Annotated in this window: 22 protein-coding genes and 1 tRNA gene; 16 read left to right on the forward strand and 7 right to left on the reverse strand. The window is 64.4% G+C overall.

The genetic code is table 11. The features are described 5' to 3' along the window. Positions 1-83 precede the first annotated feature (83 nt). Entirely contained in the window at positions 84-512 is a 429-nt protein-coding gene (locus FAZ97_RS05105) for a DUF2069 domain-containing protein (protein ID WP_233271635.1), read from the reverse strand. After that, positions 509-1,126 (reverse strand): NAD(P)H:quinone oxidoreductase, encoded by a 618-nt coding sequence (gene wrbA, locus FAZ97_RS05110; RefSeq protein ID WP_158757478.1) that lies wholly within the window; start codon positions 1,124-1,126, stop codon positions 509-511. The genes FAZ97_RS05105 and wrbA overlap by 4 nt, the downstream gene beginning before the upstream one ends. Positions 1,127-1,219: 93 nt before the next feature. Between wrbA and FAZ97_RS05115 the strand changes: the two genes are divergently transcribed. After that, positions 1,220-2,521 carry a YihY family inner membrane protein gene (locus FAZ97_RS05115; RefSeq protein ID WP_199272077.1) on the forward strand — a complete coding sequence of 434 codons (1,302 nt, stop codon included), beginning with the start codon at positions 1,220-1,222 and terminating at the stop codon, positions 2,519-2,521. 46 nt (positions 2,522-2,567) lie between these two features. Here FAZ97_RS05115 and FAZ97_RS05120 read toward each other — a convergent pair whose 3' ends face one another. The 3 genes from FAZ97_RS05120 to FAZ97_RS05130 form a co-directional block, all read right to left on the reverse strand. Next, complete coding sequence (locus tag FAZ97_RS05120; protein ID WP_158757479.1) at positions 2,568-2,888, reverse strand: Mpo1-like protein; 321 nt, start codon at positions 2,886-2,888, stop codon at positions 2,568-2,570. A 101-nt stretch (positions 2,889-2,989) separates the two neighbouring features. Beyond that, complete coding sequence (locus FAZ97_RS05125) at positions 2,990-3,829, reverse strand: alpha/beta fold hydrolase (protein ID WP_158757480.1); 840 nt, start codon at positions 3,827-3,829, stop codon at positions 2,990-2,992. Next, complete coding sequence (locus FAZ97_RS05130; protein ID WP_158757481.1) at positions 3,826-5,160, reverse strand: O-acetylhomoserine aminocarboxypropyltransferase; 1,335 nt, start codon at positions 5,158-5,160, stop codon at positions 3,826-3,828. Before FAZ97_RS05130 ends, FAZ97_RS05125 begins: the two co-directional genes overlap by 4 nt. A 308-nt stretch (positions 5,161-5,468) precedes the next feature. Between FAZ97_RS05130 and FAZ97_RS05135 the strand changes: the two genes are divergently transcribed. The 3 genes from FAZ97_RS05135 to aroC all read left to right on the forward strand — a co-directional run bounded on the left by FAZ97_RS05135 (position 5,469) and on the right by aroC (position 9,252). Continuing rightward, positions 5,469-5,924 carry a CBS domain-containing protein gene (locus FAZ97_RS05135; protein WP_158757482.1) on the forward strand — a complete coding sequence of 152 codons (456 nt, stop codon included), beginning with the start codon at positions 5,469-5,471 and terminating at the stop codon, positions 5,922-5,924. Positions 5,925-6,028: 104 nt separating this feature from the next. Continuing rightward, the gene (locus FAZ97_RS05140; RefSeq protein WP_158757483.1) at positions 6,029-8,014 is read left to right on the forward strand and encodes an MFS transporter; all 1,986 of its coding nucleotides are present in this window, start codon (positions 6,029-6,031) and stop codon (positions 8,012-8,014) included. A gap of 137 nt (positions 8,015-8,151) precedes the next feature. Beyond that, the gene (gene aroC / locus FAZ97_RS05145; RefSeq protein ID WP_158757484.1) at positions 8,152-9,252 is read left to right on the forward strand and encodes a chorismate synthase; all 1,101 of its coding nucleotides are present in this window, start codon (positions 8,152-8,154) and stop codon (positions 9,250-9,252) included. Positions 9,253-9,350: 98 nt separating this feature from the next. Here aroC and FAZ97_RS05150 read toward each other — a convergent pair whose 3' ends face one another. Further along, the gene (locus FAZ97_RS05150) at positions 9,351-11,024 is read right to left on the reverse strand and encodes an electron transfer flavoprotein-ubiquinone oxidoreductase (protein WP_158757485.1); all 1,674 of its coding nucleotides are present in this window, start codon (positions 11,022-11,024) and stop codon (positions 9,351-9,353) included. A 176-nt stretch (positions 11,025-11,200) separates the two neighbouring features. On the opposite strand from FAZ97_RS05150, the gene FAZ97_RS05155 reads away from it, so the two are divergent. After that, positions 11,201-11,980, forward strand: coding sequence for an SDR family oxidoreductase (locus FAZ97_RS05155; RefSeq protein WP_028204260.1), 780 nt, complete (start codon positions 11,201-11,203; stop codon positions 11,978-11,980). Positions 11,981-12,044: 64 nt separating this feature from the next. After that, complete coding sequence (locus tag FAZ97_RS05160; RefSeq protein ID WP_158757486.1) at positions 12,045-12,485, forward strand: acyl-CoA thioesterase; 441 nt, start codon at positions 12,045-12,047, stop codon at positions 12,483-12,485. Positions 12,486-12,491: 6 nt separating this feature from the next. On the opposite strand, the gene FAZ97_RS05165 is transcribed toward FAZ97_RS05160, so the two are convergent. Then, entirely contained in the window at positions 12,492-13,064 is a 573-nt protein-coding gene (locus FAZ97_RS05165) for a LuxR C-terminal-related transcriptional regulator (RefSeq protein ID WP_158757487.1), read from the reverse strand. A 257-nt stretch (positions 13,065-13,321) separates the two neighbouring features. On the opposite strand from FAZ97_RS05165, the gene FAZ97_RS05170 reads away from it, so the two are divergent. From FAZ97_RS05170 to rplT, 10 genes are all read left to right on the forward strand, one after another. After that, on the forward strand, positions 13,322-14,029 hold the full coding sequence (locus FAZ97_RS05170) for a CoA transferase subunit A (protein WP_158757488.1): 708 nt from the start codon (positions 13,322-13,324) through the stop codon (positions 14,027-14,029). A gap of 15 nt (positions 14,030-14,044) precedes the next feature. Continuing rightward, the gene (locus FAZ97_RS05175) at positions 14,045-14,686 is read left to right on the forward strand and encodes a CoA transferase subunit B (RefSeq protein ID WP_158757489.1); all 642 of its coding nucleotides are present in this window, start codon (positions 14,045-14,047) and stop codon (positions 14,684-14,686) included. 170 nt (positions 14,687-14,856) lie between these two features. Next, on the forward strand, positions 14,857-15,750 hold the full coding sequence (locus tag FAZ97_RS05180) for an alpha/beta fold hydrolase (protein ID WP_158757490.1): 894 nt from the start codon (positions 14,857-14,859) through the stop codon (positions 15,748-15,750). A gap of 92 nt (positions 15,751-15,842) precedes the next feature. Further along, positions 15,843-16,196, forward strand: a complete 354-nt coding sequence (locus tag FAZ97_RS05185; protein WP_158757491.1) for a RidA family protein — start codon at positions 15,843-15,845, stop codon at positions 16,194-16,196. 98 nt (positions 16,197-16,294) lie between these two features. After that, positions 16,295-18,544, forward strand: coding sequence for a RelA/SpoT family protein (locus FAZ97_RS05190; protein ID WP_158757492.1), 2,250 nt, complete (start codon positions 16,295-16,297; stop codon positions 18,542-18,544). Positions 18,545-18,618: 74 nt separating this feature from the next. Then, a tRNA-Val gene (locus FAZ97_RS05195) sits at positions 18,619-18,695 on the forward strand. A gap of 275 nt (positions 18,696-18,970) precedes the next feature. Further along, positions 18,971-20,878 carry a threonine--tRNA ligase gene (gene thrS, locus FAZ97_RS05200; RefSeq protein WP_158757493.1) on the forward strand — a complete coding sequence of 636 codons (1,908 nt, stop codon included), beginning with the start codon at positions 18,971-18,973 and terminating at the stop codon, positions 20,876-20,878. Positions 20,879-20,928: 50 nt separating this feature from the next. After that, positions 20,929-21,450 carry a translation initiation factor IF-3 gene (gene infC / locus FAZ97_RS05205; protein WP_158759059.1) on the forward strand — a complete coding sequence of 174 codons (522 nt, stop codon included), beginning with the start codon at positions 20,929-20,931 and terminating at the stop codon, positions 21,448-21,450. Positions 21,451-21,741: 291 nt separating this feature from the next. Continuing rightward, positions 21,742-21,939, forward strand: coding sequence for a 50S ribosomal protein L35 (rpmI, locus tag FAZ97_RS05210; RefSeq protein ID WP_004191477.1), 198 nt, complete (start codon positions 21,742-21,744; stop codon positions 21,937-21,939). Positions 21,940-21,969: 30 nt separating this feature from the next. Continuing rightward, positions 21,970-22,329, forward strand: a complete 360-nt coding sequence (gene rplT, locus FAZ97_RS05215) for a 50S ribosomal protein L20 (RefSeq protein ID WP_004192938.1) — start codon at positions 21,970-21,972, stop codon at positions 22,327-22,329. The last annotated feature ends 32 nt before the right edge of the window (positions 22,330-22,361 follow it).

Below are 22,361 nucleotides of genomic sequence, written 5' to 3' on the forward strand. Positions count from 1 at the left end.
TGACACGGCGATAGCCTTCACGCAGCGTGCGCGGTGGAGGGAGCCGCTCAGGCCGACTCGCGCTTTGCAGCCTTTGCAGCAGGCTATGCGGTTGGCTTTGCAGCACGTTTCGCAGCACGTTTCGCAGCACGCTTTGCCGCACGTTTGTACGGCGCGACATAGGCAAGCGCACACGCGAAGAAGCCGAGCGAAAGCGCGACTTCCACCCAGCCAAGCAGGTTGCCGGGCGCGGGATCGGTCATGCCGCGCACAATGCCTTCCGCGAGGTAGAGCAGCACGAGCATCGCCGCCCATTGCAGTGTGTAAAGCCTGCGGCGCAGGACGCCGGGCAGCGCGAGAGCGAGCGGCACCGCCTTGAGCACGAGCGCGCTGCCGCCGGGGCGTATCGGTGCGAGCCGCCATTCCCACGCGATGCACAGCAGCGTGAGCGCGGCGAGCGTCGCAAAGGCGCCGAGCGCGGCGCCGCGACGCTGGGCGACGGGCTCAGTGACGCTCTCCACGCTGGCGTTCACAGCCGCTCGCCTCGTTCACTGGCGGCGAGCGCGAGCGCCGCGCGCGCAAGCCGTACGCCCAGCGCACTCGCGAGCGTCTTCTCGTCGGCGCTCAAGCCGTGGCCGCGCGCATCCGGGCGCGCGTGATGCGAGGCGCCGTAGGGCGTGCCGCCGCCCTGCGTGGTCGTGAGCGCGCTTTCGGTGTAGGGGATGCCGACGAGCAGCATGCCGTGATGGAGCAGCGGCAACATCATCGAGAGCAGTGTGCTTTCCTGGCCGCCGTGCAGGCTGCCCGTCGACGTGAACACACACGCGGGCTTGCCCGCGAGCGCGCCCGAAAGCCACTGAGGCGTGGTGCCGTCGAGAAAGTACTTGAGCGGCGCGGCCATATTGCCGAAGCGCGTGGGCGAGCCGAGCGCGAGACCGGCGCATTCTTCGAGATCGCGCAGTTCGACGTAGGGCGGTCCATCGGACGGGATATCGGGCGCGGTGGCCTCGCAGACCGTCGAGACGGGCGGCACCGTGCGCACGCGCGCTTCGGCGCCGGGAACGCTGTCGATACCCTGGGCAATCGCGCGCGCGAGCTCGCGGGTTGCGCCATGTCGACTGTAATAGAGCACAAGAATCGGTTTCATCGGGCCTCGTCGGTGGACGGGATATTATAGGGGTTGGGTTTGCCGCCGATGCGCGGCAGTCGAAGTGTTCACGGTGGCGAGGAAAGCGGGCCAATGGATGTGCTGTCGAGGGTGAAGATCGATCTGGACATCGTGAAGCGGCTCGCGCGCTTCGCGGCGCGGCGCAGCCGCGAAGATCGCATTCCACAGGTCGCGGGCAGCCTCACGTTCACCACGCTGCTCTCGCTCGTGCCGCTCGCCACGGTTGCGTTCGCGCTCTTCACCGCCTTCCCGATCTTCGCTTCGTTCCAGAACTCGCTGCAGGCTTTTCTCGCCGACCACCTCATGCCGGCGCAGATCAACAGCCAGATCTTCAAGTACCTGAACCAGTTCGCCTCGAAGGCCAAGGGTCTCACGACGATGGGCATGATCGTGCTCTTCGTCACGTCGGTTATGACCATGATGACCGTTGAGTCGGCCTTCAACCTGATCTGGCGTGTGCGCAAGGCGCGGCCGTTCGCGCAGCGCGTGCTCGTCTATTGGGCCATCCTCACGCTCGGGCCGATCCTGATCGGCGTGAGCCTGTCGATCTCTTCTTACGTGTTCACGCGTTCCGCCGTGATTGCGACCGAGCAGCATGTCTCGGGCATTCTCGACTGGATGCTCTTCGGCGCCTCGCTGCCGCTCACGGCGCTCGCGTTCACGATGCTCTACGTGTATCTGCCAAACTGCCGCGTGCAGTGGCGCGACGCGCTGGTGGGCGGCATCGCCGCGGCGATCGCGTTCGAGGCGGCCAAGCGCGGCTTTGGCTACTACGTGCGGCGCATTCCGACCTATACGGCAGTCTATGGCGCGTTCGCGGCTGCGCCGATGTTCCTGCTGTGGATGTACCTGAGCTGGTTCATCACGCTCGTTGGAGCGATGATCACCTCGGCATTGCCCGAAATCCGCACCGGGCGCTTCGACCGGCCGCGCTTTCCTGGCAGCGATCTGCTCGACGCGCTCGAACTGCTGGCGGGCCTCGCCGACGCGCGGGAAGCGGGCGAGCCGGGCCGCACGACGGAGCAACTCGCGCAGTTGCTGCGGCGCGACCTGGCCACGGTCACACGCCTGATCAACGGTCTCGAAGAGGACGAACTCGTGGGGCGTCTCGAACAGGACGAACGCGCGAAAACGCTGTTCCTGCTGATCGGCAATCCCGCGCGCATAACGGCCGCGCGCATCTTCGACCGCTTCGCGATTGACCGCAAGGAACTGGCGTATCAGCTCAAGTCGAGCAGTATCGACGCACATATGCTGCTAGGCGCGCTCGATAACGACAAGCTGGCCATTTCACTCGCGTCGCTGATCGCGACGCGGCGTTTCCCGGCGCTCACTGAAGAGCACGCGCCGGTGCTCCCGCATCCGGCGGCGTGACGATGCGGCGCGCCTTTGAGAGGCGCGCCGACGCATCAAATCTGCGTTAGAGAGAAATCTTGCCGCGGCAGATATCCGCGAACATGACCCAGTCGCCCATCAAACTGTAGATGGGGTGACGGAAGGTGGCCGGGCGGTTCTTCTCGAACTTGAAATGTCCGACCCACGCGAAGCCGTAGCCGCACACGATGGCCAGCGGCAGCCAGAGCCAGTTGCCCGTGGCGATCGCCATGCAGACGAAGCCGATCACGCCGAGCGACCCGATGAAATGCAGTCGTCGCGAAACGGGATGGCTATGTTCGCTCAGGTAGAACGGATAGAACTCTGCGAAGCTCGAAAAATGCTCGGTATGCGTGGTGGGTTGCATAGTCTCCTCCTTTCTGCGTTGCCCGCAGGGGATGGTTGATCCATGCATTTTCCGGCGTTCCGAACGACCGTGCAACCAGGGCTCACGTCAAGCGTCACCCGTTACCCGTTACCCACGCGCGGCGCTTGCTGCGTTGCAAAAGCATAGAGCGCGTCGAGCGTCGCGTCGGGTTGCTCGGTCATCAGCGCGTGGCCCGCGTCCAGCGTGACCGTGTCCACCGGCGTGCCGGTTTGCGCGAGGGCGTCGGCGAGGGCGCGCGCCGCGCGCGGAGGCGTCATCGCGTCGCGTTTGCCGACGATCAGGCGCACCGGGCAGCGCACCTTCGCCGCGCTGGCGAGGCCATCCGCGTAAGCGTTGCACGCGGCGAAATCGGTATGGAAAAGCTGCGGCTCGCCGCGCTCGGCAACGCGCTCCATCAACCGCTGGTTCATGCCGCGCAGCCAGAAGCCGGGCCCCGGGCTCGACGGCTTGGCGGCGAGCGTCGAGTGCGACCACGCGTTGACGATCGCGATCGCCTCCGGCTCGCGTTCTCGCGCGGCTTCGAGCAAGGTCGGCGCGACCGTCATCGGGAGCGCGGTGGCGAGCAGGGCGATGCGCTGCGCGCGCTCGGGATGGCGAGCCGCGAACTCGAGCGCGATGAGCGAGCCCATGCTGTGGCCGGCGACGAAGGCCTGCGGCGCGTTCACCGCATCGAGCAGCGCGGCCACCCAGTCGGCGAGCGCGCCGATGCTCGTGAGCGCCGGGCCCGCGCTGCGCAGGTGGCCGGGCAGATCGACGGCCAGTGCGTTGAAGCCGTGGTTCGCGAAATAGCGCGATTGCAGCGCCCAGACGCTGTGATCGTGCTGCGCGCCGTGGACGAACACCGCGAACGGCAGCGCGGCGTCGATGGCATGCGAGGCGGTGTACGCGTAGACCGGTTTTCCTGCGACATCGACGATCATGACGCCTCCTTGCCGGTCGGCTTGGCCTTCGACGTTTCCGTCTTCTGTGATGCTTTCAGCGCGCGCTTGAGGTCATCGACCAGGTCGGCGGGATCTTCAAGCCCGATCGAGAGCCGGATCGTGCCTTCCGCGATTCCGGCGGCGGCAAGCGCTGCGGCATCCATACGGAAATGCGTGGTCGAGGCGGGGTGGATCACGAGCGAGCGCGCGTCGCCGACGTTGGCCAGATGCGAGAACAGCGTGAGCGATTCGATGAAGCGCTTGCCCGCCGCGCGTCCGCCGCGCAGGTTGAAGCTGAACACGGCACCCGCGCCGCGCGGCAGCAGACGTTTGGCCAGCGCGTAATCGGGGTGGCTCGGCAGTTCGGGCCACGCAACCGATTCAACCGCCTCGTGCGCAGCGAGGAATTCGACGATGCGCCGCGCGTTCGCCACATGCCGCTCCATGCGCAGCGGCAGCGTTTCGATGCCTTGCAGCAACTGCCACGCGGCCTGCGGATGCAGGCATGCGCCGAAGTCGCGCAGGCCCTCGCGGCGCGCGCGCAGCAGGAAGGGCGCGACGGTGCTTTCCTCGCTGAACACCATGTCGTGAAAGCCCGCATAGGGCTCGGTGAGTTCGGGGAAACGGCCCGATGCTTCGAAGTCGAACGTGCCGCCATCCACCAGCACGCCGCCGATCGTCGTGCCATGGCCGCCAAGGAACTTGGTGGCCGAGTGATAGACGAGGTCCGCGCCATGCTCGAAGGGGCGCAGCAGGTAAGGCGTGGTGAACGTCGAATCGACGAGCAGCGGCACGCCGTGTGTGTGCGCGATGTGCGCGACGGCTTCGATGTCGAGCACGTCGAGGCCCGGATTGCCGAGCGTTTCGCCAAACAGCAGCCGCGTGTTGGGACGCAGCGCCGCGCGCCAGGCGTCGAGGTCGCCGGGCTTCACGAAAGTCGTCTCGATGCCGAAGCGCTTGAGCGTGTAGTGCAGCAGGTTGTGCGAGCCGCCGTAAAGCGCTGCCGAGGCGACGATGTGCGAGCCCGCGCCCATCAATGTGGCGATTGCGAGATGCAGCGCCGCCTGGCCACTTGCCGTGCCGATCGCACCCGCGCCGCCTTCGAGCGCGGCCACGCGCTCTTCGAACACGGCGACGGTCGGGTTCGAGATACGCGAGTACACGTGGCCCGCACGCTCCATGTTGAAGAGCGCGGCGGCGTGGTCGGTGTCGCGAAACGAGAACGAAGTGGTGAGGTAGATCGGCGTCGCGCGGGCGCCGGTGGCGGGGTCGGGCGCCGCGCCGGCATGCAGCGCGAGCGTGTCGAAACGGCTATCGGGATTCGATGACATCGTGGCGGCGCAGCCGGCGCGAACCGGCCTGGGTGTCGAGGGTGAAGGGCATCGTAACACCGGCGGCGCGGCGAGGGGACGCCCGCCCGGGCGTTTTTCGGGCCTGATGGGGAGCGTCCCGCGAGGCCGCCCGTGTGACCCGATGTGCGGCGGAAAACCTTTCACCACGGCTTTCGGCAGACCTTTCGGAGCGCCGCGAACCGCCCGCCGCGCGGCTTTCCTTTTAACAATCTTTCCGCTAGGATCGAATCAGGTAGGCATCTTTTCAGCATTTCCCCCATTACTAGCGGCATTCCTGGAGACACATCATGCGTGTCAGCGACATCCTCAAGGTGAAGGGCAACACGCTCTATACCGTCACGCCCGATACTGCACTGCACGAGGCAGTCAACACCATGGCCGAGCACGATATCGGCTCGCTCGTCGTCATGGAGTACGGCGATCTGGTCGGCATGCTCACGTTCCGCGAGATTATCCTCACGCTGCGCGCGAATGGCGGCAGCGTCGGCACCACGACGATCCGCAAGGTCATGGATGATCACCCCATCACCTGCACGCCGGAAACCGAGGTCGACGAAGTGCGCCGCATGATGCTCGAGCATCACGTGCGTTATCTGCCGGTCATGGAAAGCCGCTCGCTCATGGGCGTGATCTCGTTCTACGACGTGGCGAAGGCCGTGGTGGAAGCGCAGGGCTTCGAGAACAAGCTGCTCAAGGCCTATATTCGCGACTGGCCCGAAGAAGAGCGCCAACCGGCGCGCTGAGCGCAGGCCGTCCAGCGGCTGGCTGGTCAGCATGAAAAAGCGCGCGTCAGGCGCGCTTTTTCGCGTCTGGGCCTCATGAAATCCGTCAGTGCGACTCCTACTCGATGAACGATAGACCGATGCCCGCGGCGCAGCGCGACAAGCGCAAAGCGCACGATGAGGGCGACCACGCCTCGCAATTCACGCTGCTGCGCCAGCGTCGTTTCGCACCGTTTTTCTGGACGCAGTTCCTCGGGGCGATGAACGACAACGTGTTCAAGATCGGCTTTACGTCGCTCGTCACGTATCAGGCCGCGCGGTTTTCCGGCGTCGATCCGAAGACGGTCGCGTTTCTCATCTCGGCTATTTTCATTTTGCCGTTCGTGCTCTTTTCCGCGACCTCGGGCCAGGTCGCCGACAAGTACGATAAGGCGATGCTGACGCGCTGGGTCAAGACCTTCGAGATCGCGGTCATGCTGATCGGCGCGGCCGGTTTCTGGATGCATAGCGCGCCGCTGCTGTATGCGTGCACGTTCCTGATGGGCGTGCATTCCACGGTGTTCGGGCCGGTCAAGTACGCGTACCTCCCGCAGCGGCTCACGCCCGAAGAACTGGTTGGCGGCAACGGGCTCGTGGAGATGGGCACGTTCGTCGCGATCCTGCTCGGCACGATCGTCGGGGGCGTGGCGGCGGGTATCGGGGCGATGGATCCCGCGTCCGCGCACGCCGACGCCGGGCCGCCGCTCGGCGCGTGGTGGCTCGGCGGGATGTGCATCGTCATCGCGCTCGTGGGGCGTGTAGCTTCGGCTTTCGTGCCGCCGTGCGAGCCATCGCAGCCGGATCTGCGCATCAACTGGAATCCGTTTTCCGAAACCTGGCGCAACCTGCGCCTTGCGCGCGGCAACCGCACCGTGTTTCTGAGCCTGCTCGGCATTTCGTGGCTCTGGTTCGTCGGCGCGACGTTTCTGGCGTCGTTCTTCAATTTCGCCAAAGATGTGATGTCGGCCGATCCCGACGTCGTGACCGTGCTGCTCGCCATGTTTTCGCTTGGCATCGGCTCGGGTTCGCTGCTTTGCGAACGGCTCTCGCGGCGGCGCATCGAGGTGGGTCTCGTGCCGCTCGGCTCGATCGGCATCAGCGTGTTCGGCATTGATCTGTTCTTTGCAAGCCATGCGTTGCCGGCCGCTTCCCATCTGCTTTCGGTGGGCGAATTCCTGCGCACCGCCGCGCACTGGCGCGTGCTCGCCGACCTGTTCCTGCTCGCCATGTTCGGCGGCTTCTATAGCGTGCCGCTCTATGCGTTGATCCAGAGCCGCAGCGCGCCCAGCCACCGCGCACGCATCATCGCCGCGAACAACATTCTCAATTCGCTCTTCATGATCGTCTCGGCGCTCATGGCAATGGCGCTCACGTCCGCGGGTGTCGGCATTCCCGGCATCTTCCTCACCACGGCGCTGCTCAATATCGTCGTGGCGGCCTATATCTACGCGCTCGTGCCCGAGTTCCTGCTGCGTTTCGTGGCGTGGGTGCTCGTGCATACGCTCTATCGCGTGCGGCTCGTGCACACCGAACGCATACCGGCCGAGGGTGCGGCCGTGCTCGTCTGCAATCACGTGAGCTATGTCGATGCGATCGTCATCATGGCCGAGAGCCCGCGGCCGATCCGCTTCGTCATGGATCAGCAGATCTTCCGTTCCCCGTTCGTCGGCTGGGTGTTCCGTCACGCCAAGGCGATTCCGATTGCACCCGCCCACGAGGATCCGGCTGCGCTTGCCGCTGCCTATGACGCCTGCGCGGCGGCGTTGGCCGAAGGCGATCTCGTCTGCATCTTTCCCGAGGGCAAGCTCACGCGCACGGGCAACATGAACCCGTTCCGCCACGGCGTGACCGAAGTCTTGCGGCGTACACCGGTTCCCGTCGTGCCGATGGCGTTACGCGGGCTGTGGGGCAGCGCGTTCTCGCGCTTTTCGGCATCAGGGCAGGAGCGGCCGCTGCGGCGAGGTCTGACCAGCCGTTTGACGCTCGCGGTGGGCGAGCCGATCGCGGCGTCGGATGTCACGCTCGAGGGCTTGCAGGAGACGGTGGCGGAACTGCGCGGCGCGCGGCGCTGACGCATCGGGGATGCCAGGCGGCAGGCTGTGCCGCCCAAACCGGCGTCGCGCCGCCTTTCGCCCGACCGCGCGGTCAGGCGTCGCCGCGCGCGGGCTGGCATAATATTGGATTCCCCGATTCACTTTGGACGACCGCCATGTCCGGCAACACGCTCGGTACGCTTTTCACCGTCACCACCTTCGGCGAATCCCACGGTCCGGCCATTGGCTGCGTCATCGACGGCTGCCCGCCCGGCATGGCGCTCACCGAAGCCGACATCCAGATCGACCTGGACCGCCGCCGCCCCGGCACGTCGCGTCACGTGACGCAGCGCCAGGAAGAGGACAAGGTCGAGATTCTTTCGGGCGTGTTCGAAGGGCGCACCACGGGCACGCCGATCGCGCTCCTGATCCGCAATACCGATCAGCGCAGCAAGGACTACGGCAACATCGTCGAGACCTTCCGTCCGGGTCACGCCGACTACACCTACTGGCAGAAGTACGGCATTCGCGACTATCGCGGCGGTGGCCGTTCGTCGGCGCGCCTCACCGCGCCCACGGTCGCGGCAGGCGCCGTGGCGAAGAAGTGGCTGCGCGAACGCTTCGGTGTGGAAGTGCGCGGCTACATGCGCGCGCTCGGCGAGATCGACGTGCCGTTCGTGAGCTGGGAGCACGTGCACGAGAACCCGTTCTTCGTGCCCAATGCCGACGTCGTGCCGCAGCTCGAAGACTACATGGACGCGCTGCGCAAGGACGGCGACTCGATCGGTGCGCGCGTGAACGTGGTCGCGAGCGGCGTGCCGGTGGGCTGGGGCGAACCGCTGTTCGACCGGCTCGACGCCGACATCGCGCACGCCATGATGGGCATCAACGCGGTGAAGGGCGTGGAGATCGGCGCGGGCTTCGCGAGCGTCGCGCAGCGCGGCTCGGTGCACGGCGACGAGCTCACGCCGAACGGCTTTCACGGTAACCACGCGGGCGGCGTGCTCGGCGGCATTTCGACGGGGCAGGACATTACCGTCTCGATCGCCATCAAGCCGACCTCGAGCATCCGCACGCCGCGCCGCTCGATCGACAAGGCGGGTGACCCCGCGACAGTCGAGACCTTCGGCCGCCACGATCCGTGCGTGGGCATTCGCGCGACGCCGATCGCCGAGGCCATGCTCGCGCTCGTGCTGATCGATCACGCGCTGCGCCACCGCGCGCAGAACGCCGACGTCGTCGTGACGACGCCGAAGATCGCGGCCAGCGACGAGTGATGTTTGCCGGTGCGGCGTGAGCCGCACTCGTTGTGCAGGCAACAAAAAAGCCGCTTCAGGCTCTTACCTGAAGCGGCTTTTTTCGTTTACCTCCGAACTTACATGTTCGGGTAGTTCGGACCACCGCCACCTTCCGGCGTGACCCACACGATGTTCTGCGTCGGGTCCTTGATGTCGCACGTCTTGCAGTGCACGCAGTTTTGCGCGTTGATCTGCAGGCGGTCGCTGCCGTCATCGTTCTTCATGAACTCGTACACCGCGGCCGGGCAGAAGCGTGCTTCCGGGCCCGCGTAGGTGCGCAGGTTCACGTTCACGGGCACGCTTGCGTCCTTGAGCGTGAGGTGCGCGGGCTGGTTCTCTTCGTGGTTCGTGTTCGAGATGAACACCGAGGAGAGCCGGTCGAACGTGAGTTTGCCGTCAGGTTTCGGATACTCGATCGGCTTGCACTGCGAAGCCGGTTTCAGCATCTCGTGGTCGCGATGCTGGTGATGCAGCGTCCACGGCACATTGCCGCCCAGCAGCTTCTGCTCGATGCCGACCATCAGCGTGCCAAGATACAGGCCCTTGCTCATCCACTGCTTGAAGTTGCGCGCCTTGTACAGCTCCGTGTAGAGCCACGACTGCTTGAACGCTTCGGGGTAGGCCGCGAGTTCATCGCTCTGGCGGCCGGCCTGCACGGCTTCGAATGCCGCATCGGCAGCCAGCATGCCGGTCTTGATCGCCGCGTGGCTGCCCTTGATGCGCGAGGCGTTCAAAAAGCCCGCGTCGTCGCCCACGAGCGCGCCGCCCGGGAACACGAGCTTCGGCAGCGACATCAGGCCGCCTGCGGTGATCGCGCGCGCGCCATACGAGACGCGCTTGCCGCCTTCGAGGTACTTGCGGATTTCCGGGTGCGTCTTGTAGCGCTGGAATTCCTCGAACGGCGAGAGATACGGGTTCTGATACGCCAGACCGACGACAAAACCCACCATCACCTGGTTGTTGTCGATGTGATACAGGAACGAGCCGCCATACGTGTCGGACTCAAGCGGCCAGCCAGCCGTGTGAATCACGAGGCCCGGCTGGTGCTTCGCGGGATCGATTTCCCACAGTTCCTTGATGCCGATGCCGTAGACCTGCGGGTCCGAGTCCTTGCCGAGCTTGAACTTCTCGTTGAGCTGACGGCCCAGGTGCCCGCGGCAGCCTTCGCAGAACAGCGTGTACTTCGCGTGCAGTTCCATGCCGAGCTGGAAGTTCTCGGTGGGCTCGCCGTCCTTGCCGACACCCATGTTGCCGGTGGCGACGCCCTTCACGGAGCCGTCGTCGTTGTAGAGCACTTCGGCGGCCGGAAAGCCCGGGAAGATTTCCACGCCCAGCGCCTCGGCCTGCTGGCCCAGCCAGCGCGTGACGTTCGCGAGGCTGATGACGTAGTTGCCGTGGTTCTTGAAGTTGTCGGGGAGTGCCCAGTTCGGCACAGACTTAGCCCCCGTTTCGGAAAGAAAAAGGAACTTGTCCTCGGTCACGGGCACGTTCAGCGGTGCGCCTTGCTCTTTCCAGTCCGGAATCAGCTCGTTCAGGGCACGCGGATCCATGACCGCGCCCGAGAGGATATGCGCCCCGATTTCCGAGCCTTTCTCCAGCACGCAAACGCCGACTTCGGTGCCTTTTTCCGCGGCCAGCTGCTTCAGGCGGATCGCGGCGGACAGCCCGGCGGGGCCACCGCCGACGATCACCACGTCGTATTCCATTGACTCGCGTGGACCGTATTGCTCTAAAAGACTTGCGGGGGTCATCAATGCTCCTCTTGCCATTAGAATGCTTTTTTCGGGTTCGTATTGTCGGGTAACGTTCCCCGTGCCGCAACCCAACAGGCTAACATTAGCACGACCGTTCTATTCTGTGGCGTCAGATTTGGCGTGCCGGTCACGCCGCGTTCTGGCGCTTATTCACCTCTGAACAGGAACCGGAAATGGGCCGTTCGATCAATCTGGAAGGCAAGGTCGCGATGATCACGGGGGCCTCCAGCGGGCTCGGCAAGCGCTTCGCCCAGGTGCTCTCGCAGGCGGGCGCAAAAGTCGTGCTGGCAAGCCGCCGCGTGGAGCGGCTCAAGGAACTGCGCGCCGAAATCGAGGCGAGCGGGGGCGCGGCTCACGTCGTTTCGCTCGACGTGACCGACTACCAGAGCATTCGCTCGGCGGTGGCGCACGCGGAAACCGAGGCGGGGACCATCGACATCCTCGTCAACAACTCGGGCGTCTCCACGACGCAAAAGCTCGCCGACGTTACGCCCGCCGACTTCGAATACGTGTTCGACACCAACACGCGCGGCGCCTTTTTCGTGGCCCAGGAGGTCGCCAAGCGCATGATCATGCGCGGCAACGGCGGCGGCCCGAAGCCGGCGTACCGCATCATCAATATTGCTTCGGTCGCGGGTTTGCGCGTGCTGCCGCAAATCGGCCTGTACGCGATCAGCAAGGCCGCGGTCGTCCACATGACGAAGGCGATGGCGCTCGAATGGGGGCGTCACGGCATCAACGTGAACGCGATCTGCCCGGGCTACATCGACACGGAGATCAATCACCACCACTGGTCGACGGAGCAGGGGCAAAAGCTCGTTTCGATGCTGCCGCGTCACCGCGTCGGCAAGCCCGAAGACCTGGACGGCCTGCTGCTGCTGCTCGCCGCCGACGAGTCGTCGTTCATCAACGGTTCGATCATCACCGCCGACGACGGCTTCGGGCTCACCTGAGTGCAGGCGAGTCCGGCCGCCGGCTGGCATTCCGTTTTTCGCAACAGCCAGAAGTTGAAGTGCAATGAGTGACTACCACCCCGTATTTGAAATGACCATGCCGATCCGCTGGGGCGACATGGACGCGTTCGGCCATGTGAACAACACGGTCTATTTCCGCTACATGGAGCAGGTGCGGATTTCCTGGTTCGAGCATCTGGGCGTGGCCGCGGAGAGCGGCGACGGCCAGGGGCCCGTGATCGTCAATGCCTCGATGGAATTCCTCAAGCAGCTGCATTACCCCGGCGACATCGTCTGCACGATGACGGTCGGCCAGCCAGGCCGCAGCAGCTTCGACACCGGGTTCGAGCTGCGCCGCGCCGACGAGCCGGAGACGCTCTACGCACGCGGAAACGCGCGCTGCGTGTGGATCGATTACGCAGCGGGCAAGTCGGTGCCGATTCCCGACATGCTGCGCTCGACCATCGAGCATGCGGGACTCGTCAAGTCTGACCGGGTAGGCTGAGAGCCCTTACTGACCGAGCAGCCGCTGCAGCAGTTCGGTGGCGTTGCCGGTGTCGTACTTGCGCATGAGGCGCGCGCGATAGACATCCACCGTACGCGGGCTGATATCGAGAATCCGCCCGATTTGCTTGCTGGTCTTGCCGGTCACGAGCTGCGCGGCGATTTCGCGTTCGCGCGGCGTCAGTTCGATGGCCACGCGGCGCGTCGCACTGAGGTCTTCAAACGTCCAGACGCCCGCCGCGTGCGGCTCGGCGCGGTCGAGCGAGCGCCCCGTGACGTGACACCAGAACAGTTCACCGTTGGCGCGCTTCATGATGCGGTCGTCGGCGTAGCTGCCTTGCGCCGTCATGATCGGCGGGATGCGTGCGCCAATGCGCTCGAACTCGTCGGCAGACGGGTAGAGCACCTGGAACGACTGGCCGATCAGCGCCTCGCGTGCGCAGCCGAAGATGGCGGCGACCTGGTCGTTGCAATCGACAATGGTGCGCTCGCGTGCCAGCACGAGGCCGATGGGCGCGAGATGGAACGCGGTCTGGTAGTCGAGGGCGGAGCGTTCGGCGGGTTCAGTTGGAGCGGCCATGGCGGACGGTGCGGGTATTGCTTTATGTAGTTTTGCGTATTGTGCCGCAACAGGGGGCCAGCGTACGCTTTGCACCCAACGGAGGAGCAGATTTCAAGGCTCGCGCGGCTCGTTCGAGCCCGTGCGCGCCGCCCGGCCGGGCTGCCGGCTTCACGGCAACGCCACCGGGGCATGACTAGAATTGAGCATCCGGACGCGCTCGACGTCCGCGCGACAAACCGGATTGGCGGATTTCCATTCGAGGAAGGGACACACTGATGAACAAGGTCTACAAAAGCGCGGCTGCCGCGCTCGAAGGCATCGTCAAGGACGGGCAGACATTCGCGGTTGGCGGCTTTGGCCTCTGCGGCATTCCCGAAGCGCTGATCGGCGCACTGCGCGATACGGGCGTGAAGGGCATCACCTGCATCAGCAACAACGCGGGCGTGGACGGCTTCGGCCTCGGCTTGCTGCTGGAGACGCGCCAGATCAAGAAAATGATCTCTTCCTACGTGGGCGAGAACAAGGAATTCGAGCGCCAGTATCTGTCGGGCGAACTCGAACTCGAATTCACGCCCCAAGGCACGCTGGCTGAAAAGCTGCGCGCGGGCGGCGCCGGCATTCCGGCGTTCTTCACGAATACCGGCTTCGGCACGCTGATCGCGGAAGGCAAGGAAACGCGCCAGTTCGGCGACAAGCACTACGTGCTCGAGCATTCGCTCACGGCCGATGTCGCGCTCGTGAAGGCGTGGAAGGCCGACAAGTCAGGCAATCTGGTGTTCCGCCGCACGGCGCGCAACTTCAACCCGATGTGCGCGATGGCCGGCAAGATCACCGTGGCGGAAGTGGAGGAGATCGTCGAGAACGGCGCACTCGATCCGGATGCCATCCATACGCCGGGCATCTTCGTGCAGCGCATCGTGCTCAACGCGCACCCGGAAAAGCGTATCGAACAACGTACCGTGCGCGCTGCGGCGGCAAACTGACGAAGGAGACCGACCATGGCATGGAATCGTGACGAAATGGCCGCGCGCGCGGCGAAGGAACTGCAGGACGGCTTCTACGTGAACCTCGGCATCGGCCTGCCGACGCTCGTGGCCAACCACGTGCCCGCGGGCGTGGAAGTGTGGCTGCAGTCGGAAAACGGCCTGCTCGGCATCGGCCCGTTCCCGACCGAGGACGAAGTGGACGCCGACATGATCAACGCCGGCAAGCAGACCGTGACAACGCTGGCGGGTTCGTCGATTTTCTCGTCGGCGGACTCGTTCGCGATGATTCGCGGCGGCCACATCAACCTGGCGATCCTCGGCGCCATGCAGGTGAGCGAGAAGGGCGACCTGGCCAACTGGATGATCCCCGGCAAGATGATCAAGGGCATGGGCGGCGCAATGGACCTCGTGGCGGGCGTTGGCCGCGTGGTCGTGCTGATGGAGCACGTCGCGAAGGGCGACCAGCACAAGATTCTCGAAGCCTGCACGCTGCCGCTGACGGGCGTGGGCGTGGTCGACCTCATCATCACCGACCTCGGCGTGATGGAAGTGAGCGACGCGGGCCTGAAGGTGACCGAGCTTGCACCGGGCGTGACGGTGGACGAGATCAAGGCGAAGACCGGTGCGCCGCTCGATGTGAGCGCCGTGAGCTGAACGTCGTAGCGTAAGCATGATTCGCCGCGGGCGAGACTTCGGTCTCGCCCGTTTCGTTTTTGCGGTGCGATTCGGTGCGGTTTGCGTGCGGCTGTGCCGCCGATGCCGTGCGGCAAAGCCGTTTACAATCGGCCGAAAGCCTTGATGCGCCTTCGAGCGAGGATCCCGCGATGACCGAATCGACCGCCGTGCCGCGCCAGCAATTTGTGCAGTGTCTCAGTCCCGCGGGCTTGCACCGCATCGCGTACACCGAGTGGGGCGACCCCGCCAACCCGCGCGTGCTCGTGTGCGTGCACGGACTCACGCGCTCGGGGCGCGACTTCGACCGCTTCGCCGCTGCCATGGCCGACACATACCGCGTTGTATGCCCGGACGTCGCCGGGCGCGGTCTTTCGTCATGGCTGCTCGACCCGCGCGGCTATGGCGTCGCGCAGTACGTTGCGGACATGGTCACGTTGATCGCGCGCACCGGCGTGGAACAAGTCGACTGGTTCGGCACCTCGATGGGCGGGTTGATCGGCATGGCGCTCGCGGGGCTGCCGGGCTCGCCAATCGGCCGCATGCTGCTCAACGACATCGGGCCACATATCGAACCCGCTTCGCTCGCGCGCATCGGCGAGTACGTCGGACAAGGGGGAACCTTCGCCACGCTCCAGGAAGGCATCGACAACGCGGCGCTTCTTGCGGCCTCGTTCGGCCCGCTGAGCGCCGAGGAGTGGCGCGAGATCAATACGCCGTTGCTGCATGAAGTCGACGGTCAGTGGCGCTACCGCTACGACCCGCGCATTGCGGAACCCTTCAAGTCGATCACGCCGGAGCAGAACGAAGAGGGCGAGAAGTTCCTGTGGCGCTCGCTCGCTGCGTTCGAAGGGCCCGTGCTGGTCGTGCGCGGCGCGCTTTCGGACCTGCTTTCGCGTGAAACGGTCGCGAAGATGGTCGAGACGGGGCGCAATGTATCGAGCGTCGAAATCGAGGGCGTCGGGCATGCGCCCGCGTTCCTCGCGCCCGATCAGATCGCGATCGCGCGCCGTTTCTTCGACGGCGAGGCCCTTCGCGCGTCATAATATGAGATTCGCCGGCATATTCCGGCGCGCGCATGCGCGCTGGGTCGCCGGCCCGGAAGTCGACCGTTTTTCACTTCTCAACAGGAATATTCATGGCAGTCATTCGTCACCACGTTGGCCCGCGTCTTTCGGAAACCGCCATCCACAATGGCACCGTCTACCTGGCTGGCCAGATCGCCGAGGACACGAAAGAGGACATCGCCGGCCAGATGCGCGAAGTGCTCGGCCACATCGACCGCCTGCTGGGCGAGGCGAACAGCGACAAGTCGCTGCTCCTCTCGGTGCAGATCTATATCGCCGACATGAAGGATTTCCCCGGCATGAACGCCGAGTGGGACAAGTGGGTCGCGCAAGGCGCGACGCCGCCGCGCGCGACGGTCGAAGCGAAGCTCGCGAATCCGGAATGCCTCGTCGAGATCGTCGTGGTGGCTGCGCAGCGCGATTGAGCATGATTGAGCGCGAGCCGTTCAGTCGGCGTAATTTCACCGAGTGTGTTTGATCCTTTTCGTTGTCGCCCGTCCGGCATGCCGGCGGGCATCGCCTCATGAGTAGCGACACCGTTCCTCCCGCCCCCGCCGTTTCCGCCGATACCGGCGCGCTGCCGTCGCTCGACGACGCGCTTGCGTTCGTGCGCGAGCACGCCGGTGACGCACGTCTTTCCACCGGCGAGCCGCTCATCGAGCACGCGCAGGGCACGGCGTCCATCATGAGCCGGCTCAACGTCGATCCGCCTGCCGTGCTCGCCGCGGCGCTCTTCAATCTCGCGCCGCATCTCGACGATCCGGAAGCCATGCTCGAAGCGCGCTTCGGCGCGGAAGTCGCGAAGCTCGTGTTCGACGTGCGCAAGCTGCTGCGGCTTGGCACCGTGAGCTTGCGCGCTGCGCAGCAAGCGGTGCCCGAAACGGGCCGCGAAGGGCGCGACGCCCAGGCGGCGCGGCGCGCGCAGGTCGAGTCGCTGCGCAAGATGCTGCTCGCGTTCGCGCAGGACATCCGCGTCGTGCTGATCCGGCTCGCGTCGCGCCTGCAGTCGCTGCGCTTTTATGCCGCGGCAAAGATCACGCCGGCGCCCGAGATCGCGCACGAGTCGCTCGAAATCTATGCGCCGCTCGCCAACCGGCTGGGCATCTGGCAACTGAAGTGGGAGCTCGAAGATCTAGCATTCCGCTTTCAGGAGCCCGCTACCTACAAGCGCATTGCGAAGCTGCTCGACGAAAAGCGCGTGGAGCGCGAGAGCTATGTGGCCGAGGCGATTGCGCGGTTGCAGAGCGAGCTTGCCGCGGCGCATATCCCGGCCGAGGTGAGCGGGCGGCCCAAGCACATCTACAGCATCTGGAAGAAGATGCGCGGCAAGGAGATCGACTTCTCCGAGCTGTACGACGTGCGTGCGTTCCGCGTGATCGTGCCCGACATCAAGGATTGCTACACGGTGCTCGGCATCGTGCACAACCTGTGGCAGCCGGTGCCCAGGGAGTTCGACGACTACATCTCGCGCCCCAAGCCCAACGGTTATCGCTCGCTGCACACGGTCGTGATCGGCGACGACGGCCGTGCGTTCGAGGTACAGATCCGCACGCAGGAGATGCACCAGTTCGCCGAGTACGGCGTCGCCGCCCACTGGCGCTACAAAGAGGCCGGTGCGAAGGGCTACGGCGGCCAGTTCAGCGCGAGCAGCAGCTACGACGAGAAGATCGCGTGGCTGCGCCAGCTGCTTGCCTGGAAGGACGATGTGTCGGACGGGCGCCAGCCGTGGGAGCAGTTGCGCCAGGCCACGCTCGACGACGACCACATCTACGTCCTCACGCCCCAGGCGCGCGTGATCGCGTTGCCGCAAGGTGCGACGCCGCTCGACTTCGCGTATCACCTGCACAGCGAACTGGGTCATCGCTGTCGCGGCGCGCGGGTGGATGGCGCGATGGTGCCGCTCAACACCCAGCTTCGCAACGGCCAGACGGTCGAAATCGTCTCGGTGAAGGAGGGCGGGCCCTCTCGGGACTGGCTCAATCCGCAGCTTGGCTATCTGCATAGCCCGCGCGCGCGTCAGAAGGTGCGGGCGTGGTTCAACGCGATCGAGGCGCAGGAAAACATCGCCAATGGCCGGGCGATGGTGGAAAAGACGCTGCAGCGCGAGGGCCGCACATCGGTCAATCTCGATCAGCTTGCGGCCAAGCTTGGCTTCAAGTCGCCCGACGACCTCTTCAGTGTGGTCGGCAAGGAAGAGTTCAGCCTGCGCAACGTCGAGCATGCATTGCACGATGGACCCGCGGCCGAGCCCGAAGAAGAGACGCCCGAGCAGCTCACCAAGCGCGCGAGCGGCGCGAACGTTGCGCATGGCGGGTCGTCGGGCGTGCTGGTGGTCGGCGTGGATGCGCTGCTGACCCAGCTCGCGCGCTGTTGCCGGCCCGCGCCGCCCGATGCGATCAGCGGTTTCGTCACGCGCGGCAAGGGCATGTCGATCCATCGCAGCGATTGCCCCACGTTCCAGCGCATGGCCAACCGTGCGCCCGAGCGCGTGCTGCACACGACCTGGTCCGCCGACGTGATGGGCGGGCGCGGCCAGTCGGTCTATCCGGTCGATATTTCGATCGAGGCCACCGACCGCCAGGGTTTGCTGCGCGACATCTCCGAAGTGTTCGCGCGCGAGAAGATGAATGTGATCGGCGTGAAGACGCAGTCGCGCCGCAATGCGGCGTATATGCAGTTCACGGTGGAGGTGTCGAATTCCGCGCAGATCCAGCGAGCCTGTGTGCTGCTGGGCGAGGTGGGCGGGGTGCAGCGGGCGTCGCGCAAGGGTTGAGGCGGCCGCGGAATTGGCGCGCTGCAAAAAATGCTTGCCAAGTCTGCGGGTACTTCATATAATCTCTCTTCTTCAGGCTCGTAGCTCAGCTGGTTAGAGCACCACCTTGACATGGTGGGGGTCGTTGGTTCGAGTCCAATCGAGCCTACCAACGAAATCGAGGTCGCGGCGGTGGTTTTGCCGAGGCTTCAAGTGCAGTAAAAAGCGCTCCGCGCTCAAGGCGACTACGGTTATGACACCGCGAACGTTTACCGAAACTACTTCGGAGCGACGCTAGTCGAGGACCTCTTTCGCCTCTGCAGTCTGGTTTGAAAAGTGAATGCGGCCCCTCGAAAGCGGGGCCGCATTTTTTTTCGCTGCGAAGTTTTCCGCGGTCTGTTCCCACGAACAATACGATGTGCCTTCGCGGCACTTCTGGAGAAAAACATGGTTGCGATACGTCTGCCCGACGGTTCGGTTCGACAGTACGATCATCCCGTCACGGTCGCCGAAGTGGCGGCTTCGATTGGCCCCGGCCTCGCCAAGGCGGCGCTCGGCGGCAAGCTCGACGGCGAACTGGTCGATACGTCGACGCTGATCGATCGCGACGCATCGCTCGCCATCGTCACGGACAAGGATGCCGACGGCCTCGACATCATCCGTCACTCCACGGCGCACTTGCTGGCCTACGCGGTGAAGGAGCTGTATCCGGAAGCCCAGGTCACGATCGGGCCGGTCATCGACAACGGTTTCTACTACGACTTCGCCTACAACCGCCCCTTCACGCCCGAAGATCTCGAAAAGATCGAAAAGCGCATGCAGGAGCTCTCGAAGAAGGACGAGCCGGTGTCGCGCCGCGTCGTGACGCGCGGCGAAGCCGTGGACTACTTCAAGAGCATTGGCGAGAAGTACAAGGCCGAGATCATCGAATCGATTCCGGGCGCGGAAGAGATCAAGCTGTACTCGCACGGTGGCTTCACGGACTTGTGCCGCGGCCCGCACGTGCCGTCCACGGGCAAGCTCAAGGTCTTCAAGCTCATGAAGGTCGCGGGCGCCTACTGGCGCGGCGACTCGAAGAACGAGCAGCTGCAGCGCATTTACGGCACGGCCTGGACGAAGAAGGAAGACCAGGACCAGTACCTCCACATGCTCGAAGAGGCCGAAAAGCGCGATCACCGCAAGCTCGGCAAGCAGCTCGACCTGTTCCACATGCAGGACGAGTCGCCGGGCATGGTGTTCTGGCACCCGAAGGGCTGGACGCTGTGGCAGCAGGTCGAGCAGTACATGCGCGGCCGTCTGCGGGTGGCCGGCTACGACGAGATCAAGACGCCAATGATCATGGACCGCTCGCTGTGGGAAGCGTCGGGTCACTGGCAGAACTATCGTGAAAACATGTTCACGACGGAGTCGGAAAAGCGCGACTACGCGATCAAGCCGATGAACTGCCCGGGCCACGTCCAGGTGTTCAACCACGGCCTGCGCTCGTATCGCGATCTGCCCCTGCGTTACGCGGAATTCGGCTCGTGCCACCGCAACGAGGCGTCGGGCGCGCTGCACGGCCTGATGCGCGTGCGCGGCTTCGTCCAGGACGATGCGCACATCTTCTGTACGGAAGACCAGATCATCAGCGAGTCGATCGCGTTCAACACGCTGGCGATGAGCATCTACAAGGATTTTGGGTTCGATCACATCGACATCAAGCTGTCGCTGCGCCCGGATTCGCGCGCGGGGACGGATGAGACGTGGGATCGCGCCGAGCAGGGCCTGCGCGATGCGCTCACGGCCTGCGGCCTGCAATGGGAAGAGCTGCCGGGCGAGGGCGCGTTCTACGGTCCGAAGGTCGAGTACCACATCAAGGACGCGCTCGGCCGTTCGTGGCAGTGCGGCACGCTGCAGCTCGACATGGTGCTGCCGGAGCGCCTCGGCGCCGAGTACGTGGCCGAAGACAACAGCCGCCGCCGCCCGATCATGCTGCACCGCGCCATTCTCGGTTCGATGGAGCGTTTCCTCGGGATTCTGATCGAGCACCATGCCGGCGCGATGCCGCCGTGGCTCGCTCCGGTGCAGGCCGTTGTGATGAATATCGCGGAAAGTCAGGCCGAATATGCCGCGAATCTGGTCCAATCGTTGCAAAAACAAGGGCTTAGAGTGACGGCCGATTTGCGCAACGAGAAAATTAGCTATAAAATACGCGAGCACACGCTTGAGAAGGTCCCGTACCTGCTTGTCGTCGGCGACAAGGAGCGTGAAGCACAAACGGTAGCCGTGCGTGCCCGTGGCGGCGTCGATCTGGGTGTCATGCCTGTCGATGCCTTTACAGCGCGTCTTGCGGAAGACGTCAAGACGTTCAGGTAAGCCACTGCGGCAGCGCGGCTCGTTTTTTTAATTTTTAGAGGAAACGTAACATCGCTACGGATAAGTCGCATCGCATCAACGGTGAAATCACTGCACCCGAGGTGCGTCTCGTCGGAATCGAGAATGAGCCGCTCGGCATCGTAAAGCTGGCCGATGCGTTCCGCATGTCGGAACAGCAGGACGTCGATCTGGTTGAAATTGCTCCTCAGGCGGTGCCTCCCGTGTGCCGCTTGATGGATTACGGCAAGTTCAAGTACCAGGAGTCGAAGAAGCAGCACGAGGCCAAGCTCAAGCAGAAGGTCATCCAGGTCAAGGAAGTCAAATTCCGCCCGGGCACCGACGACGGCGATTACAACGTCAAGCTGCGTAATCTCGTCCGCTTCCTCGAAGATGGCGACAAGACGAAGATCACGCTGCGTTTCCGGGGCCGCGAAATGGCTCACCAGGAAATCGGTATGCGTATGCTCGAGCGCCTGCGCACCGACCTCGATGAAGTCGGTCAGGTCGAGCAAATGCCGAAGATGGAAGGGCGCCAGATGATCATGGTGCTCTCGCCGAAGAAGAAGAAGTAATTGGCAAGTCGCGCGTCAAACGATGCGCGGCGGCCGAAAGCAGTTTTCAAAGACGTCTTTGCGCCCTTGCGCGCAGAAGGCGGGAAGCAGGTTCCGGAACGGCGCCCGCGCGCCGCACGTGAAGTGCGGCAAACGGGCGTTTTTCCTGAAAGCGGCGGCAAGCTTGTTTTTCAAAAGCCAGCCAGTCGCCAAAACAAGTGGAGTGGGTTTCGAAGGGCGGAGTCCCGGCAAGGTGTGTGAACACCGCGTCAACCGCACACCCATGTCCATCAAATAATGGAGTAGTCTGTCATGCCGAAGATGAAGACCAAGAAGAGCGCTGCAAAGCGCTTCGTGGTTCGTCCGGGCGGTACCGTCAAGCGCGGTCAAGCCTTCAAGCGTCACATCCTGACGAAGAAGACCACCAAGAACAAGCGTCATCTGCGTGGTGCAACGGCCGTTCATGATTCCGATCTGAACTCCGTGCGCGCAATGCTGCCGTTCGCGTAATCCTCAACCGATAACTCATAGGAGCGAAACATGCCTCGAGTCAAACGTGGGGTTACCGCACGGGCCCGCCACAAGAAGATCATCAACCTGGCCAAGGGTTACCGCGGCCGTCGCAATAACGTCTATCGCATCGCCAAGCAGGCGGTCATGCGCGCTGGCCAATACGCCTACCGCGATCGCCGCAACAAGAAGCGTGTGTTCCGCGCACTGTGGATCACGCGTATCAACGCGGCGGTGCGTCAGCACGACATGACCTACAGCGTGTTCATCAACGGCCTGAAGAAGGCTTCGATCGAACTCGACCGCAAGGTTCTGGCTGACATGGCTGTGTTCGACAAGGCTGCATTTGCTGCGATCGTCAAGCAGGTGAAGGCCGCCGTCGCTGCCTGATAGCAGGTATTGCGCAGGTTCGTTGCAGCAGC

This window comes from Paraburkholderia acidiphila (genome assembly GCF_009789655.1).
Lineage (GTDB): Bacteria > Pseudomonadota > Gammaproteobacteria > Burkholderiales > Burkholderiaceae > Paraburkholderia > Paraburkholderia acidiphila.